General features: G+C 40.2%; 17 protein-coding genes. 11 read left to right on the forward strand and 6 right to left on the reverse strand.

Annotated features, from left to right (window positions below):
- Positions 1 to 97 precede the first annotated feature (97 nt).
- Positions 98 to 373 (forward strand): hypothetical protein, encoded by a 276-nt coding sequence (locus tag EC846_RS10855; protein ID WP_123775172.1) that lies wholly within the window; start codon positions 98 to 100, stop codon positions 371 to 373.
- Positions 374 to 386: 13 nt separating this feature from the next.
- On the opposite strand, the gene thiM is transcribed toward EC846_RS10855, so the two are convergent.
- Complete coding sequence (gene thiM / locus EC846_RS10860) at positions 387 to 1,214, reverse strand: hydroxyethylthiazole kinase (protein WP_123775173.1); 828 nt, start codon at positions 1,212 to 1,214, stop codon at positions 387 to 389.
- A gap of 33 nt (positions 1,215 to 1,247) precedes the next feature.
- Positions 1,248 to 2,408 (reverse strand): hypothetical protein, encoded by a 1,161-nt coding sequence (locus tag EC846_RS10865; protein WP_123775174.1) that lies wholly within the window; start codon positions 2,406 to 2,408, stop codon positions 1,248 to 1,250.
- A 346-nt stretch (positions 2,409 to 2,754) separates the two neighbouring features.
- On the opposite strand from EC846_RS10865, the gene EC846_RS10870 reads away from it, so the two are divergent.
- Both EC846_RS10870 and EC846_RS10875 read left to right on the forward strand, forming a co-directional pair.
- On the forward strand, positions 2,755 to 3,228 hold the full coding sequence (locus EC846_RS10870) for a DUF2147 domain-containing protein (RefSeq protein WP_123775175.1): 474 nt from the start codon (positions 2,755 to 2,757) through the stop codon (positions 3,226 to 3,228).
- Between the two features lie 212 nt (positions 3,229 to 3,440).
- The gene (locus EC846_RS10875; protein ID WP_004771644.1) at positions 3,441 to 3,914 is read left to right on the forward strand and encodes a DUF2147 domain-containing protein; all 474 of its coding nucleotides are present in this window, start codon (positions 3,441 to 3,443) and stop codon (positions 3,912 to 3,914) included.
- 59 nt (positions 3,915 to 3,973) lie between these two features.
- Here EC846_RS10875 and EC846_RS10880 read toward each other — a convergent pair whose 3' ends face one another.
- Positions 3,974 to 4,231, reverse strand: coding sequence for a hypothetical protein (locus tag EC846_RS10880; protein WP_004652954.1), 258 nt, complete (start codon positions 4,229 to 4,231; stop codon positions 3,974 to 3,976).
- Positions 4,232 to 4,573: 342 nt separating this feature from the next.
- Between EC846_RS10880 and pepN the strand changes: the two genes are divergently transcribed.
- From pepN to EC846_RS10910, 6 genes are all read left to right on the forward strand, one after another.
- Entirely contained in the window at positions 4,574 to 7,180 is a 2,607-nt protein-coding gene (pepN, locus tag EC846_RS10885; RefSeq protein ID WP_123775176.1) for an aminopeptidase N, read from the forward strand.
- 112 nt (positions 7,181 to 7,292) lie between these two features.
- Complete coding sequence (locus EC846_RS10890) at positions 7,293 to 7,979, forward strand: dienelactone hydrolase family protein (protein ID WP_032810658.1); 687 nt, start codon at positions 7,293 to 7,295, stop codon at positions 7,977 to 7,979.
- A 65-nt stretch (positions 7,980 to 8,044) separates the two neighbouring features.
- Positions 8,045 to 8,482, forward strand: a complete 438-nt coding sequence (locus EC846_RS10895; RefSeq protein ID WP_123775177.1) for an RDD family protein — start codon at positions 8,045 to 8,047, stop codon at positions 8,480 to 8,482.
- A gap of 309 nt (positions 8,483 to 8,791) precedes the next feature.
- Positions 8,792 to 9,487 (forward strand): hypothetical protein, encoded by a 696-nt coding sequence (locus EC846_RS10900; RefSeq protein WP_123775178.1) that lies wholly within the window; start codon positions 8,792 to 8,794, stop codon positions 9,485 to 9,487.
- A 56-nt stretch (positions 9,488 to 9,543) separates the two neighbouring features.
- Positions 9,544 to 10,263 (forward strand): MgtC/SapB family protein, encoded by a 720-nt coding sequence (locus EC846_RS10905; RefSeq protein WP_004771651.1) that lies wholly within the window; start codon positions 9,544 to 9,546, stop codon positions 10,261 to 10,263.
- Positions 10,264 to 10,379: 116 nt separating this feature from the next.
- Positions 10,380 to 12,212: a monovalent cation:proton antiporter-2 (CPA2) family protein gene (locus EC846_RS10910; RefSeq protein WP_005256967.1), complete on the forward strand. Its 1,833-nt coding sequence runs from the start codon at positions 10,380 to 10,382 to the stop codon at positions 12,210 to 12,212.
- 105 nt (positions 12,213 to 12,317) lie between these two features.
- On the opposite strand, the gene leuE is transcribed toward EC846_RS10910, so the two are convergent.
- From leuE to EC846_RS10925, 3 genes are all read right to left on the reverse strand, one after another.
- Entirely contained in the window at positions 12,318 to 12,968 is a 651-nt protein-coding gene (gene leuE / locus EC846_RS10915) for a leucine efflux protein LeuE (protein ID WP_004771654.1), read from the reverse strand.
- Positions 12,969 to 13,042: 74 nt separating this feature from the next.
- The gene (gene tal / locus EC846_RS10920) at positions 13,043 to 14,032 is read right to left on the reverse strand and encodes a transaldolase (RefSeq protein WP_123775179.1); all 990 of its coding nucleotides are present in this window, start codon (positions 14,030 to 14,032) and stop codon (positions 13,043 to 13,045) included.
- A gap of 113 nt (positions 14,033 to 14,145) precedes the next feature.
- On the reverse strand, positions 14,146 to 15,036 hold the full coding sequence (locus EC846_RS10925; protein WP_005256980.1) for a LysR family transcriptional regulator: 891 nt from the start codon (positions 15,034 to 15,036) through the stop codon (positions 14,146 to 14,148).
- Between the two features lie 88 nt (positions 15,037 to 15,124).
- On the opposite strand from EC846_RS10925, the gene aceI reads away from it, so the two are divergent.
- Together aceI and EC846_RS10935 are read left to right on the forward strand one after the other, a co-directional pair.
- On the forward strand, positions 15,125 to 15,553 hold the full coding sequence (gene aceI / locus EC846_RS10930; RefSeq protein WP_004771659.1) for a chlorhexidine efflux PACE transporter AceI: 429 nt from the start codon (positions 15,125 to 15,127) through the stop codon (positions 15,551 to 15,553).
- Between the two features lie 219 nt (positions 15,554 to 15,772).
- Positions 15,773 to 16,276, forward strand: coding sequence for a hypothetical protein (locus EC846_RS10935; RefSeq protein ID WP_123775180.1), 504 nt, complete (start codon positions 15,773 to 15,775; stop codon positions 16,274 to 16,276).
- Positions 16,277 to 16,309: the final 33 nt, after the last annotated feature.

Below are 16,309 nucleotides of genomic sequence, written 5' to 3' on the forward strand. Positions count from 1 at the left end.
AAAGAGAAACGTATAAATTAATAGGATTGATTTAAATAAAGAGTATGTTGGCATGTTTGAGCTTTGATATTAAATGCTGAGGAACGTAAATTAAGAAATGGAAAATACAGAAATACCTGTTTGTGAATGTTTAGTGATTATTATTCTAAAGGAAATAAAATTAGGAAACTCTATCAGATCTTATAATTCAGATCCTGAATGGCCTGAAAAAGATAGTAAATTTGTTTTTCTAGAAAAAAGAATAAATTTAACATCTTTAAGTGAATTTCCTGACTGGGTTTCAGTGAGAGTTAATAATGATATGCATTATACTTGGTACAATGAGATTTATTGCAAAGAGCATCATGATTTGTTAGTAGCAGGTGAAATTTAAGTCTTAAATCTCTTTAAGACTCCATATCAACAACCTGAATATCAACATATTGCTGGATTAAATTATCATCAAGCATATGCACATAATCCAAAAATGCGACATTAAAACTACCGATAGTTTGTGCATGATCAAATGCCAGTTTACCCGCTATGGCAAAATGAATATGTGCAGCCAGTGCTGCAATCGTAGCGGGAGCAACGGCATGATAGGCCGCTGTTAAAGCGCCTAAGGCACAACCCGTTGCGGTAATTTTAGGCTGTAAATGGCAACCACCATTGACCTGAATCACGGCATTTAACGGCTTGGAAATGATGAAGTCAGATTCACCAGAAATCGCTACACATTCAGTATATTGCAATAAACTTTTAGCTTGCGCATAAACATCCTGACTATTCAAGGTGCTATCTACACCTTTAGACTGAATGTTATTACCTGCCAGTGTACTGATTTCTGAAGCATTGCCACGAATAATGCTTGGATGAAACTGTAGAAGTTGGTCGACGGTTTCACTACGCCATTTTAAAACAGCGCCATAACCTACCGGATCAAGCACCCAAGGCACTTGATGCTGCTGTGCCGTTTTCGCTGAAATTAACATGGCTTGGGTTTGTTCAGTGGTTGGTGTACCGATATTCAGACTGAGTGCAGCACTGATTTTTGTGAAATCTTCTGCTTCAAAAGGGTTATCGATCATGGCAGGTGAAGCACCCGCAGCCAGTAAAATGTTGGCAACATAATTATTGGCAACGCTGTTGGTCATGCATTGCACTAAAGGGGCTTGTTGTTGTAAAGCATGCCAAGCTTCAATGACTTGATCAATCAATTGTTGTTTTTGTGACATAACACATCCTTCATACAGGCTTGAATCTAGGAATTAACGTGTGAAATAGTGATCTTGATGCTTACATTTACGACAGATTAATGAGACATAATCTTGGGCATCATAATCTACGATCAGGTCATTTGAACCACAATACATACAACGTTTCACTGAATAAAAATTTAAACGTGGCTCGATTTTTCGCCATGATTTCCAGACGGGCTGGATAAAAATACTTTCGTCATAACCCAAAAATTTAAATAATAATACTTCACTCATTTTACTAAATGGAATAGTGTAGGGGCGTGGCAAAGTTGTGGTTTCCCACCGTTCATTCAATGCCCGTTCACGATATTGTTCCAATGTCTTTTTCAACAAATTGGTATTGATAAATTTATCATTTCTTGGCTGCAAGGCTTTTTGTTTATGCAGGTATTCCAAAGCAGTATGAATCAAATAGAAAATCTGTCCGACTGCAAGCCCTTCCATGAGGCGATAACAGAATGCCTGAAAAGGACGGTTTCCTGCAATTTGAATGCCCCAGGTGCGGCAATAGAACTGCATAAACTGTACGATTTCTTGGTACAGCACCAAATACAGCGCATCTTTTACTTCATCTGTGCTTTTAAAGGGAATTCCTAAACTCAGATTTTCATAAAACCATTGCCGTAATTGTTGAGTAATGCTGAATAGACTTGGATCTGCGTATCCATCGAGTCGAATATTCAAATAAAAATGTTCGGTTTCGATATTGCTGTCTTGCGACTTTAATACCCCAAGTTTCAGTAGCTCTTGGACGAGTTGATGTTGAAATAAGTAATTAGGGGTAAAGTCGTGATATTTAATATTTTGCCAATGAATCAGTTCATCGTGTTGTACGTCTTCACGAGCATATCGATCTAACAAGCTCAGCAAAAATAGCTTATGTAAGAAGCTCAGTTGATTGAGGCTATACACCACTTCATCTTTGATTTTATTTTTACGTTGTTCTTGCAAAATGGTTTGTTGGGTCAGTTTTTTACGACTAGCGGTACATTGCGCACAATGACAATTTAGTTTGCTATCGCTTTTAAATACCCGATGCTGACAATGACTACATTCATGGAATTGGAATTCTTGTGAGTATTGTTCAGCTTCTATCCAGTTCATCGACGCTTGGCATAGAGGGCAATGGCTACTTTCATCTAACTGTTTTTGTAGAATCTGTAAATCCATTGATGTGAAACCTATGACCATTAAAAAGGGAATTATACATGCTCCATTGCTAGAGTGATGCAAAGTTTATAAACAGTTAAAAGGTTGTATTCAAATCAAGGCGAAAAATATGAGTTTTTTATTCTGGCTAAAGTGGACGGATGCTAAGGGTCATACATCCCTAGTGCGAGGATAGCAAACTAACAGACTGTGCCAAGCCATAATCACTAATTATAAAATATGTGAATTGCTTAAAATTTTCTTTTATTTTAATGAATTAAATAGTGCTGAGTTGTGTTGACTGTTTGTAAACGATCGCATAAAAATGAAGTTATAGATGGATCTATTTTGCATTACGGAGATTATTATGCAAAAAAATACACTCATGAAAGGACTCATGGGAAGTTGCTTGGCTGTATTCGCCAGCATGAGCTTTGCCACAACACCAGAAGGCTTTTGGAAAAGTATTGATGACCGTACTGGGGAGCAACTTTCAATCGTTGAAATCAAGAAAAAAGCAGACAATACTTATACGGGAACGATTGTATATCGTTATCCAGTGCCCGGCGGTACGGTATTGACCCATTGTGTGAAATGTCCTGAACCGTTTAAGAATAAACCTATTCTGGGGCTGCAAATTGCATGGGGATTGAAGGAAGATCCAAAAAATCCGAATCAATTTATAGATGGTCGGGTACTAGAGCCAAAAAGCGGCAATATTTATAAAGGAAAAGCACAACTTAGTGCGGATGGTAAGCGTCTGCGTATGCGTGGATATATGGGTGTTTCTGCGCTAGGGCGCACACAAGTCTGGCTTCGTACCGATAGTGCAAATCCATAACTGTATTTGATTTTTAAGAAAGCCTAAACGACTGGTTTGGGCTTTTTTATTTGTCTAAAGAATACTCATTATCCTATGAAATTAATGCATAAAATCCGTTATTTCTTATACAAATGAACTCTGGCGTACAGTGTAACTTTATGAAAATTGTGATAATTTTCGTGCTTTAAACCTATCTCTTTGAATAGGTTATTTTTTTAGACGGGGTGAATATGCTAAATCGTATGCTCATGAAAGGAATCATGGGACTCACATTTGCTTGCGCGAGCGCAGCATCATTTTCAGCTTCAATTGAAGGTTACTGGAAAAGTATCGAAGAACGTACGGGGGAACAACTCTCTATTGTCGAAATCCGTAAAGGAAATGACGGACGTTATCATGGAAAAATTATTTATCGTTATCCAAATTCGCATGGAATTGCGCTAACAAACTGTACCAAATGTCCGGCACCGAATACCAATAAACCGATTCTGGGATTGGAAATTCTATCTGGTTTTAGAGAAGATCCAAATAAACCCGATTCTTATATAGATGGGCGTGTATTAGAGCCAACATCTGGTCGTGTCTATAAAGGCAAAGGTGTTGTCACTGGCGAAGGCAAACGTTTACGTATGCGTGGTTATATGGGCGTTTCCGCACTGGGACGTACTGTGGTCTGGCTTCGTACAGATAGCGCTACGCCTTAAATGTGATAAAAAAACCTCGAATCGATTTTCGAGGTTTTTTTTATGGTTAAAGTGAATGGCTAAACAGGGCATGGTAAGTTTTCGTCCTCCTGTCCAATTTTTTTAGCGGCAATCAATGCCTGTACTTTTTTACTTGGCAGCTTTTCTTTGCCAAGCGCATCATAAGTATTGACAATATTGGTGACTTCTAGTGTGGTCAGCTCGATTCCTTCTGCTGTTAAAAAAACGGAAATGACATGATGATCCACACCTGCTTTTGCGAGATCATGGATCGCCTTGATATTTTCTAAACGATAAAGATGTGCTTTTAATTCCATCGTCATAGCCCTCTCTTATTTTATTTACCTACATTGGCATAATTGGTTAAGCAATAACCGTGCACAAAATGTAAAACTCAGCCAAAAAATGTAAGTTAGGCGAGATAAGGCAATGGGTTCTGTAGTTTTTATTTAAGAATAGAAAACTGTGTTGTAATTCTGTCTAAACGTCCATGTTCTGTACGTATTCAATTTGAAAAGCAGAAGATGAAGCCCAATAAAACTGTTAAAACCCATGTATGCGTCTAAAGACAGGTTGCTTAAGTTGGCGTATGATCGATTGATCAAGAAGTCTTGCCAACAAGACCATCTAAACGACATGATGAAAGATAAGGAATACTGATGAATATTGCGGCACAGCCTCCTGTACAAGCAGACCAAACCATTTATTTAAAAGATTATCAAAAGCCAGCTTTTTTAGTTGATTCGATCAACCTGGATATTCAGGTTTATGATGAGCATACCCTTGTGGACTCAACATTGGTGATGAAGCGCCAGACTGCAGGTGATTTAATCCTGTTGGGTCGTGATCTTGAATTAAAATCTATTCAATTAAATGGTCAGTTGCTCAATCCAGATCAGTATCGTTTAGACAGTGAGCAGTTGGTGATCACCGATGCACCAGATCAGGTCATTATTCAAACTCAGGTCGTGATTCATCCCGAATCAAATACCCAGCTTGAAGGTCTGTATCAGGCAGGTGACTTGTTCGTGACCCAGAATGAACCTGAAGGTTTCCGTAAAATTACTTTCTATCCAGATCGTCCAGATGTACTCGCTGAATTTACCACCCGTGTAGAAGCCGATAAAAAATATCCAGTATTGCTCGCAAACGGGAACTTATTGGAAACAGGTGATGCAGGTAATGGCCGTCACTTTGCAATCTGGCAAGATCCAACCAAAAAGCCAAGCTATTTATTCGCTTGTGTGATTGGTGATCTGGCCGTATTGAAAGACCGTTATACCACTTCGGAAGGCCGAGATGTTGCATTAGAAATTTATGCAATTGAAAAAGACATTCCAAAATGTCACATCGCCATGGAAGCTTTAAAGCATTCAATGCGTTGGGACGAAGAACACTATGGCCGTCCTTACGATCTCGATAATTACATGATCGTTGCGGTAAGTCAGTTCAACATGGGCGCAATGGAAAATAAAGGTTTAAATATCTTTAATACTTCATGTGTGTTGGCTGATGAAGAATACACCACGGATGCTGCGATTATGCGGGTTCAGTCGGTCATTGCTCATGAATATTTCCATAACTGGACAGGTAACCGAATTACTTGTCGTGACTGGTTCCAACTTTGCTTAAAAGAAGGCTTAACTGTTTTCCGTGATCAGTCTTTCTCTGAGGATTTGCAATCTGCTGCGGTACAACGTATTGACGACGTGGCCGTATTAAAATCGCATCAGTTCCCAGAAGATGCGGGTCCATTGTCACATCCGCCACGCCCAGATCATTTCGTCGAAATTAATAACTTCTACACGGCGACCGTGTATGAAAAAGGTGCGGAAATTAACCGCATGATGGCGACCTTACTCGGTAAAGAAAAATATCGTCAGGGTACAGATGAATACTTCCGCCGTCATGACGGACAAGCGGTTACGGTTGAAGATTGGGTGGCTGCATTAAGCGCAGGTTCAGGCGTAGATTTATCTAACTTCCTGACGTGGTATAACCAACCAGGTACGCCAAAGCTAGAAGCCAAAGGTGAATATGATGCGACTGCACAAACTTATCGTCTCAGCTTAAAACAAAGCCTAAAAGCGCATCCTAAATATCCAGACTTGAAGGCAGTGCCGATTCCTGTGGCTTTGGCGTTATTTAATGCCCATACAGGTGAGCAATACATCTTGCACAGTGCTGATCTGTTTGTAAATGATGTGAAAGATGGCGTGTATTTATTTGATCAGAATCAAGCCACCATTGAATTTACTGGTGTGACTGAACAACCTGTCGCATCATTATTGCGTAATTTCTCTGCACCAGTGAATTTGGTATTTGATTATTCTGATGAAGATCTTGCCTTCCTGATCCAGCATGAAACCAATGGTTTTAACCAGTGGCAAGCCACACAAACTTTATTGGAACGGATTTTATTAGCAGATCACAAAGCCGATATTTATATTCAGGCCATTCAAAACACCTTACCAGAGCTAGTGAATAAGGATCCTTTATTGGCATCGCGTTTATTTGATGTGCCTAGCGAGAATTATTTAGGTAGCCGTATCGATCAGGACTACGAACCTGAGCTGGTGTTGGAAAAGCGCGAAGCAGTGTTGAATCGTTTAGCACGCGAATTGGGTTCATTCTGGAAAGACACTTATCTGGCCTTAGATCCGGCATTGCAAAAAGAGTTTTCTTTGGCAATGGGAGTACGTGCGCTCAAGAATATCATGTTAAATATGCTGGCGCGTCAGGGTGATGATGCGGTATTTGAGCTGGCTTATGCGCAATACCAAAATACGGGCAACATGTCTGAACGTTTAGGCGCATTACGTGTTATGGTCTGGAATGATGCGCCACAGGCGCAAGCTGCATTAGCGGATTTCTATAACCGTTTTAAAGATGAAGCCTTGTCTTTGGATCAATGGTTTACCATTCAGGCATCTAATCCAAATGCGACAGCTGAAACCATTGAATATCTCACCAAGCATGTGGATTATGATCTAGGTACACCAAACCGTATCCGTTCAGTCAGCGGTGGTCTGGCAGCTAATCCTGTCAATACGTGGAGCTTTGGTGTTGATCATTTCATTGAGTTGGCAGCTTATCTGGATGAGAAAAATCCAATCTTAGGCTCGCGTTTACTGCAAGTGCTTTCTCGCTGGTACACTTTGGCTGAACCGCAACGCACTCAAGTCCAGCAAGCGCTTAAAGCATTGCAACCGAAAGTAAAATCTAAAAATGTAGCAGAGACATTAAATAGTTTGTTAAGTATTTAATTTAAGCTTTAAATACCTTGGAAAAAGGATGTCGTCAGGCATCCTTTTTTATTTGACAATAATAATTGTCATAAATAGTATGGAAACGATTCGAATGCAATGGATGACTGCAATGGAAATAAAAACAATCACATTACCGACACGTCAAATCGAAGTAGAAGTGTATACGCCAGTACAGGCTTCGGAAAAAGCGCCTGCGATTTTATTATTACACGAGTTATTCGGTATCCTTGATGTGTATCGGGAAGATGCTCAAGACTTGGCAGAACGTGGCTATCTGGTTTATGTGCCTAATCTGTTTAGTGGCGGTGCAGTTAAATATTGTATTCGCGCAATGGTGAGCAAAGCAGGACGCAGTAACGCAGCGGATAGCGAGGTCAATCAGGAAATCCATGTATTGCTAGATGCACTCAAAGCAGATCCACGTTCAAATGGGCGTTTAGGTATGTTGGGACAATGCTTAACAGGTGGCTATGTGATCCAGATGGCGAAACGTGACGATATGCTGGCACCTGTGGTTTATCATCATTCTTTAGGTATCGAAGGAGCAGGGATTCCGAAAAAAGAATCTCTGGATGAGGTTCGTATTTTACAGGGGCACTGGTCGAATGTAGATCCATTTTGTCCAGCAACCAAGCGTAAGCAACTGATCCAGCAATTGGGAGATCGGGTCGAGGCCTATACCTATAATATGCCGCATGGTTTTCGTAGCGTCAGTCGTGGATTGCCTGAGGCCAAAGTGGTCTGGCAACGTACGCTTGACTTTTTTGATCGGGAATTAAAACAAAACATAATATAAATCATTGGAACAACAGGTTATTATTGATAAATATTAACTTTTAGAAATAAAAAAGTGAGGGGAAAATGTCTGATAAATACGAGTATGCAGGCTTCTGGATCCGTGTTGGCGCAGCAATTATTGATTCAATCATCGTGATCGTGGCGATGATCCCACTAACCATGATTTTTGGTGGTGGAGAAACTACGGTGGCTTCTGATGGATTCTCATCATTCCAGTACATGTCGACCTCTGACTGGATCTGGCAAATCATCACCGCCGTCTTTTATATTTTCTGCTGGATTAAATTTGCAGGTACACCGGGTAAGCGTTTATTGCGTTTAAAAGTGCTGGATGAAAAAACGGGTGAAAATGTAACTGTCGGGCAAGGGATTATTCGCTACATTGGCTATATTCCTGCAACATTGGTATTTTTCATTGGTTTAATCTGGGTGGCTTTCGATGCCAAGAAACAGGGCTGGCATGACAAAATGGCAAAAACAGTTGTGGTAAGAGAGCTTTAATTTAGACTGAAATTTTATCATGTAATAAAAAATTCATACGATAGGACTTGTGAATCAATTCGCATGTCCTATAATGCCTTTGAATTTATTCACGGAGATCCTAAATGGGTAGTTGTTCGAGGTTCGGGTTTAATCATCGATTAAATCAAAGCGAATACTGAACAAGATAGCCTATTAGGTTGGCTATCTTGCAATGAGATAGCTTTGAGATAAATTTTTTAACCCTTCTATAAAATTTTGCTGTATTCACAAAATTTATTGTATTGACTGCAACCTGTTTAGTTTCTCACCTAAAATGGGGAGAAGCCTATGTTCTTTCACGCTTCCATTCAATGGATTGCTGTTGTTCATGTATTTGTTTTATCTGGTTTATTGCTGACACAAAAAAGTAAGGCTGGCCCGCTGATCAATACCGATGATGTTTCGATTACAACAGCAAAGCATTGTCAGCTGGAAAGTACTTATACGCGTAATAAAGATGGCAGTTGGGGTTATCAAGTCGTGCCTGCCTGTAATCTCAATGAAAATTTAGAAATATCTTTAGGTTATCATTCGAGTAAAGATATTGATCAGATTCATGGATTTTCAGCTCAGGCCAAAACCATATTAAAACCGATGGAAAATGATTGGGCGGTTGGTTCTAGTTTGTTGCTCTCACGTGATGATGTTTCGCATCATGGTGGCAAGCTGGACTGGTTTTTCAATGTACCGGTGAGTTTTGAATTTTTAGATCAACGCTTAGCTATAGATACCAATCTTGGTTATCAACATGCCGATGAGCAACTTGTTCGTTGGGGCGTGGCTTCAACCTATAATGTAACGGATCGGGTGGGGCTAATTCTTGAAACCTACAATCAGGATCGTCAGGCGCCGTTCTTTCAGACCGCAGTGCAGTACAGTATTATTCCCAATGTGTTAAGTCTGGAGGCATCATTTGGTGATCGCTTGCATGCAGAGAAACAGCATTGGTTCGGCTTGGGATTGAGTTTTACACCGTCATCATAATTGCAGTATTTCACATTATCCTTCATTAAAAATCATTGATAATAAAGAGGTGAAAAATGCAATTAAAATTTCTGCAACATACCGATTTTTCTAATATTCTGGATACTCTAATCAGTCTTTCTGTGGCATTTATTTTAGGTGCCCTGATCGGTTTTGAACGTCAGTATCGGCAGCGTACAGCAGGGCTACGAACCAATGTTTTAGTTGCCGTCGGTGCTGCTATCTTTGTGGATATTGCAATTAACCTGACGGGTGCCGATGGTGCGGTTCGGGTAATTGCCTATGTGGTTTCGGGTATTGGTTTCTTGGGCGCAGGTGTGATTATGCGTCAGGAAGGTAATATTCATGGTCTCAATACCGCGGCGACCTTGTGGTGCTCAGCAGCAGTCGGAGCATCCGCTGGGGCAGATCTGGTGATTGAAGCGATATTGGCAACTTTATTTATTTTAGCTGCAAATACATTGCTGCGACCTATCGTACATGCTATTGACCGCCGTCCGCTGGATGATGATACTGAGGTCATGCATGTGATTTATATTATTTGTGATCGTAGTCACAGCAAAGCTGTCATGGATGAGCTGAATCTGACCTTGAAGCATCATAATTATCCTGCCAAAGATATTGATGTCACGCCTTTTGGTGAAAAGGAAGTGGAAATTGAAGTTACGCTCATTGCCACCTCAATTGAAGCGGAAGAAGCTCAACATATCATTAACCACCTCAATGCCATGCCTCAGGTTCGTCAGGCATTCTGGGACAAAAATACAATAAATTAAGTTTAGGAAAATCGTTTCCTAAATGATTGAATTGGGATGCATTGTCCTAAAAATGATATATATGGCCTTAATTGTTTCACCTAAAATGAAACCAGCATGATAACAATGAGAACAGTATGAGTTCAGAAGCACATTCAATCAGTTTAATTGCACCAGTGGTTTTGCTGGCTGCGGCTGTGGTTGCCGTCCCGATTTTTAAACGCATCGGATTAGGTTCGGTGCTGGGATATTTGATTGCAGGATTGATTATTGGTCCATTCGGTTTTGCATTCTTCCACGATTCAGCCTCGATTTTGCATATTGCCGAATTGGGTATTGTGATGTACCTGTTTGTGATCGGGCTGGAAATGCAGCCTTCCCATCTCTGGAGTTTAAGGCGGGAAATTTTTGGCTTGGGCACCTTGCAGATCGTGGCGTGTGGCTTGGCTTTAACTGGTGTTGGGCTGCTATTTGGTTTTAGCTGGCAGGTGGCTTTTATTGGTGCTGCCGGATTTGTATTGACTTCGACTGCAATTGTGATGCAATTATTGGGGGATAGAGGTGATATTACCCAACCACATGGTCAGAAGATTGTCGCTATTTTATTATTTGAAGATTTATTGATTGTTCCATTACTTGCAATTGTTGCCTTTATGGCGCCGAATCATGTGGTGGAAAGTACTTCTACGCGTCTTGAAAGTATCGGCATCGGTTTAATTGCAATTGCGGGTCTGATTGCTGCGGGTTATTGGCTATTAAATCCTTTGTTCAGATTGCTTGCTGCTGCAAAAGCACGTGAAGTGATGACTGCCGCTGCACTGCTAGTGGTTTTAGGCGCTGCATTGTTGATGCAAGTCAGTGGACTGTCTATGGCGATGGGGGCTTTCCTCGCAGGCGTATTATTATCAGAATCAACCTTTAGACATCAGATTGAAGCGGATATTGAGCCTTTCCGTGGATTATTACTGGGCTTGTTCTTCCTCGGCGTTGGGATGTCTCTCGATTTATCTGTGGTTGCACAAAACTGGCAACTAATCATCAGTGGTGTTCTCGCCATGATGTTTGCCAAGGCGCTCATGATTTATATCGTTGCGCGTGTAACCAAAAGCCCGCATACCGAAGCTTTAGATCGCGCGTTGCTGATGGCACAAGGGGGAGAGTTTGCGTTTGTTCTGTTTGCCGCTGCAGTTAGTGCTCAGGTAATTGATAACACGGTCAAGTCTAATTTGACCGCGATTGTTGTGCTTTCTATGGTGCTGACCCCGATCGTGGGAATTCTTTTTAAACGTTTCACTGAAACCAAAGACTCGATTAATCTGGACAATGTCACTGTTGCCGAAGGCTTGAGTGGTAGTATTTTAATGATTGGCTTTGGTCGTTTTGGTCAGGTTACCAGTCAGCTGTTACTGGCACGTGGTGTTGATGTGACCATTATTGATAATGATATCGACATGATTCAAAACGCAGAGAAATTTGGTTTTAAAATTTATTATGGTGATGGCTGCCGTCTGGATATTCTGCATGCATCTGGTGCTGCGACAGCACAAGCCATTGTTGTCTGCGTGGATAGTAAGGAAACCACCAACCGTATTGTCGAACTGGTGACCCATGAATTTCCACTCGCCAAGCTGCTGGTTCGTTCTTATGACCGTGAACATTCACTCTATCTCGTGAAACAGAAAGTAGATTATATGATTCGCGAAACTTTTGAATCTGCAATCAAGTTTGGTGGCGTGATTCTGCAAGAGTTAGGGGTTGAGCAAGATGAAGTACAACGCATTACTGATGAAATTCGTGACCGTGACGAAGAACGTTTTGAAACCGAAATTGCTGCAGATGATGTCTATGCAGGCGTGGGTTTACAATATACCCATACGCATCCACGGCCAACAGCACCATTGATTCGTCCTAAACAGACAGGACGTATTTTAAATGAAGAAGAAACACAAAAAGATTTAGAAGAAAAATAGCGATCATTGCGATTCAAGATTTTTCGGCCCTCATTTTGATGAGGGCTTTTTATTTTAAAACTAAGAGATAAATTAAATGAAATATCGAGAAAATAGCAGGTTGCATCAAGACAGCGTTGAGGTCGCCAATCTTAAACCAAAGCCAAAGAATAAAATGCCCACCAGACAAATGCCGCTGGCTGCCAATTTATAATTATGTTTGAAGAAGCCTGCGAGTTTGATACCTGAAAAAATTAATGCAGTCAGATAACTAAAACTGACTATTTGTAAGATGATAGCCAGAATTAAAAAGCTTAAAGCAGGATAGGCATAGCTTGGCTCGACAAACTGCACGAAGAAGGAGAGGAAGAACAAGATCGCTTTCGGATTGAGTAGGCTAATGCTTAAAGCGGTGCGGTAAGGATGGATCTGGTCTAAATTTGGTAGTGCTGCCAGTTCAGCATGATGTGGTGGCTTGTTCCATGTCTGATAAGCACCTTGTAGTAATTTAAAACCTAAATATGCCAGATAACATGCGCCTGTTAATTTTAAAATTACAAACAAGATCGGGAAAGCTTTCAACAAAGAGGCTGCACCTAGCACGGTACAGAGAATTAAAATAAAGTCGCCTGTAAAGACACCACATGCTGCCGCATAGCCAGTGCGGATGCCATAACGTGATGCCACAGACATCACATATAATGAGTTGGGGCCAGGTAATAACACAATTAAGATTGTACCAATAATGTAAGTGGTTAAATCTGTTATACCGAACACGATAGAAACTCATTAAAAAACCGATTTTCGCTAATATAGCAAAAATCGGTTTTTATTGGTGAAAATTCGACTAATTATGGTTTGATTTCAGCATCAATTCCAAAAGATTGGCGCAGCAATAAACTCAGTTGATCACGAGCTTTGATAAAGCCGTCGATACCACCTTGTAGTAACTGGAATGCCATCAAATCCTGTTCAAGTTCAGCCTTAAAGCTTTCTTTGGTTTGCGCTGGACGATCAATTTTTTCAGCTTGCTGGGCTGACTCAACACTCAATTGGGCCTCAACATTTTGCTGATCCTGTTCCAGTTGAGCCAATAGGTTTGGTGCAATCGTCAGTAAATCACAACCTGCCAAACCCAATACCTGAGCTGTACTGCGGAAGCTTGCTCCCATCACTTGAGTTGTGATGCCTTGCTGTTTGTAATAATTGTAGATTTTCTTGACCGAAAGGACACCTGGATCTTTAGCAATTGGATATTGCTCAACACCTTCAGCCTTTTTGTACCAGTCAAGAATACGACCTACAAAAGGTGAGATCAGCGTAACTTTTGCATCTGCACAGGCTTGTGCCTGATGTAGACCAAATAGCAGGGTAAGGTTACACGGGATACCTTCGGCTTCAAGCACTTTCGCAGCCTGAATACCTTCCCATGTTGAAGCAATCTTGATCAGGATACGCGATTGTTCAATGCCATAACCTTGATACAGCTTTGACAATTCGCGTGCTTTGGCAATGGTCGCTTCCGTATCATAAGACAAAGAAGCATCGACTTCAGTTGAAACCCGGCCTTCAATGAGTTTTAAAATTTCAACACCGAATTTTACAGTCAAAATATCAATCGTGCGCTCGATTAACTCGTCGCTTTGATAACCTTCTTGTTTTGCTTGGGTATAGGCATCTTCAATCAGCGCTCTGCTTTCTGGTAATTCCGCAGCCGCAGTGATGAGTGAAGGGTTGGTTGTTGCATCGAGTGGACGAAATTTTTCAATTGCTTCTAGGTCACTACTATCGGCAACAACGGTTGTTAAATCTTTTAATTGATGTAAGGCAGTCTGAGTCATTGATATAGCGTTCTTACTTAAACATATTATTGGTAATTTCTTTTATAGCATACTCTGGATAAAAGCAAAGCATCGCTTTTGTTGATGGAGTTATTCCTTAAAGTTATCTTTTATTACTTCATGTGTTGACGTTGTTTACGGATATGATCAATCAGGAATCTCGCTGCTGCACCCAGTTCACTTTCTCGACTCCAGACCAGATCGACGTAGTATTCAAATTTTGGTGTGAAATCATAAAGATCCAGAATTTTTAATTTTTTACGCAATTCAGGATTTTCATTAAACATTTCTAAAGGTAAAACGCCCCAACCCAAATTCCGAACGATCATCATACATGCGGAGTGATGGTTGTCTGTTCGCCAATAATCTTTTGAGTAAAGCAATTCAGGTCGAATGGTATTGTCTCGACTGGCGACGACAATCTGACGGGTCTGAACCATTTGCTCAAATGAAACCTTATCCAGTTGTGCCAAAGGATTTGTTTTCGCAATCACGGGAACAAGCGCTTCACTTTTTAACTCAACGAACTGCTCACGGCTATCTAATTGTTCCCGTTCAAACATCAGGGCAAGCTGCGCGGTTTGATCAAGTAACATTTGCAGTGCATCTTCTTGCGGTGCTGAAACGACATTGAGTGACAAGCTCGGAAAATGTTGATCGAGCAGGGTGATGTAATCTGTCCAGTTGGTATGTAGCAGTTCCGATACAACCACAATATTTAAAGTGGATTCCAAACCTGTACTTAACGCGTGGGCATGCTGTTTCCATTGATTCATTTCAATCAATAATTGCTGGGTTTTTTCATATAAAACCCATGCTTCGGCGGTCGGTGTTGGTTCTCGTCCGATCCGCTCAAATAGTTTCAGATTGAGATCAATTTCCAGATTGGCAATCGACATACTGACTGCTGAAGGTACTTTGCCTAATTTACGGGCAGCAGCAGAAAAGGAGCCTGTTTCAATGACCGTCTGAAACATGAGGAGTTGTTCTTGATTAATATTCATTTGTCAAAAAAACTGAAAGAATCTGATTGGATTAATCAATATTATAAAAATAAAATGGCAACTATCCAAACAAGAGAGTGTTACAAAAATGTTGATTTCCAAAAGAAGACTCGTTCATGCGATTAGCTATGAAGTGATTTTATTGGTCATCATCGCTATTGCGTTAAGTTTTATTTTTAGTATGCCACTAGAAGTAACGGGTGTTTTAGGTACGATCATGGCGGTGATTTCTGTATTCTGGAATATGATTTTCAACCATTACTTTGAAAAAGTGGAACAGAAATATCATTGGGAGCGTACGGTTCCTGTGCGTATTCTGCATGCGATCGGATTTGAAGGCGGCTTGATGCTCGCAACCATTCCAATCATTGCTTATTTAATGAAAATGACAATTATTGAAGCAATTATTTTAGACTTCGGTTTGACGATGTGTATTCTGGTTTATACATTCATCTTCCAATGGTGCTATGACATGATTGAAGGACGTTTCTTTCCAAATGCCAAACTTGCATCATAATTTATAATTAAGATGGATGAAGAAGCACTTTTCATAATCTGATGGAAAGTGCTTTTTTTATTGTCTGTAATTCATTTAATGTGATGATAGGTTGAGAAAATAGCCTAAGTAAGTTGAATTCTTTAATGCGATCAAAATTATGATTTCACAGGAACATAAAAATGTCTAAGACAAAGAAAATGAACTGATCTTGTTTTAAAATTAAAAGTAGAGATTTTTATGACTTTTAAAGCGCTTTTTATTGAGATTCATTATGGTGAGTCCCCTAAAGAAATCATCGCCAAAAAAATTAATGAATATATAGAAAACAATGAAATTATAGAGATGGATTTTTTTGAACTATTAGATACAAGGGTAGATCAGAAAGCTTTACTATTTGAACTGATTCAAGCAACAGATCCCAGTTTTTCAGTAGATTGTGTTGAGGCAGAAGTTTTAGCTGCTCATTACTTCCTAAATATTCTTGCGCGTTACCAAGTTGGTGAAATACGTCCTTTTGAATTATGTGAAATTTTTAACAATATAGAGGCTGGTTTTATCGGAGCTCCGCGTCATCTTGATGAGAAAATTGTATATTATCCCTCATGGTTAGGTGATTTATATGGTGCTTGTGACTGGTGTGATGAAGAATGGACACTTGAAGATAATCCTCATCTTCTTATCGAAGTAGAAAAGCAAATTCAGAACATTAAAGATTGGTTATCAAATCCGACTTTTAGGTAACACCGCTACTTTCTTGAAAATAGATATGATCTT

This window comes from Acinetobacter sp. BIGb0102 (assembly GCF_003815055.1).
Taxonomy (GTDB): domain Bacteria; phylum Pseudomonadota; class Gammaproteobacteria; order Pseudomonadales; family Moraxellaceae; genus Acinetobacter; species Acinetobacter vivianii.

Bases quoted from the DNA above. Each gene is read 5' to 3' on its own strand.
- EC846_RS10855 (WP_123775172.1), top strand. From the start codon at position 98: ATGGAAAATACAGAAATACCTGTTTGTGAATGTTTAGTGATTATTATT.
- thiM (WP_123775173.1), bottom strand. From the start codon at position 1,214: ATGTCACAAAAACAACAATTGATTGATCAAGTCATTGAAGCTTGGCAT.
- EC846_RS10865 (WP_123775174.1), bottom strand. From the start codon at position 2,408: ATGGATTTACAGATTCTACAAAAACAGTTAGATGAAAGTAGCCATTGC.
- EC846_RS10870 (WP_123775175.1), top strand. From the start codon at position 2,755: ATGCAAAAAAATACACTCATGAAAGGACTCATGGGAAGTTGCTTGGCT.
- EC846_RS10875 (WP_004771644.1), top strand. From the start codon at position 3,441: ATGCTAAATCGTATGCTCATGAAAGGAATCATGGGACTCACATTTGCT.
- EC846_RS10880 (WP_004652954.1), bottom strand. From the start codon at position 4,231: ATGGAATTAAAAGCACATCTTTATCGTTTAGAAAATATCAAGGCGATC.
- pepN (WP_123775176.1), top strand. From the start codon at position 4,574: ATGAATATTGCGGCACAGCCTCCTGTACAAGCAGACCAAACCATTTAT.
- EC846_RS10890 (WP_032810658.1), top strand. From the start codon at position 7,293: ATGGAAATAAAAACAATCACATTACCGACACGTCAAATCGAAGTAGAA.
- EC846_RS10895 (WP_123775177.1), top strand. From the start codon at position 8,045: ATGTCTGATAAATACGAGTATGCAGGCTTCTGGATCCGTGTTGGCGCA.
- EC846_RS10900 (WP_123775178.1), top strand. From the start codon at position 8,792: ATGTTCTTTCACGCTTCCATTCAATGGATTGCTGTTGTTCATGTATTT.
- EC846_RS10905 (WP_004771651.1), top strand. From the start codon at position 9,544: ATGCAATTAAAATTTCTGCAACATACCGATTTTTCTAATATTCTGGAT.
- EC846_RS10910 (WP_005256967.1), top strand. From the start codon at position 10,380: ATGAGTTCAGAAGCACATTCAATCAGTTTAATTGCACCAGTGGTTTTG.
- tal (WP_123775179.1), bottom strand. From the start codon at position 14,032: ATGACTCAGACTGCCTTACATCAATTAAAAGATTTAACAACCGTTGTT.
- EC846_RS10925 (WP_005256980.1), bottom strand. From the start codon at position 15,036: ATGAATATTAATCAAGAACAACTCCTCATGTTTCAGACGGTCATTGAA.
- aceI (WP_004771659.1), top strand. From the start codon at position 15,125: ATGTTGATTTCCAAAAGAAGACTCGTTCATGCGATTAGCTATGAAGTG.
- EC846_RS10935 (WP_123775180.1), top strand. From the start codon at position 15,773: ATGACTTTTAAAGCGCTTTTTATTGAGATTCATTATGGTGAGTCCCCT.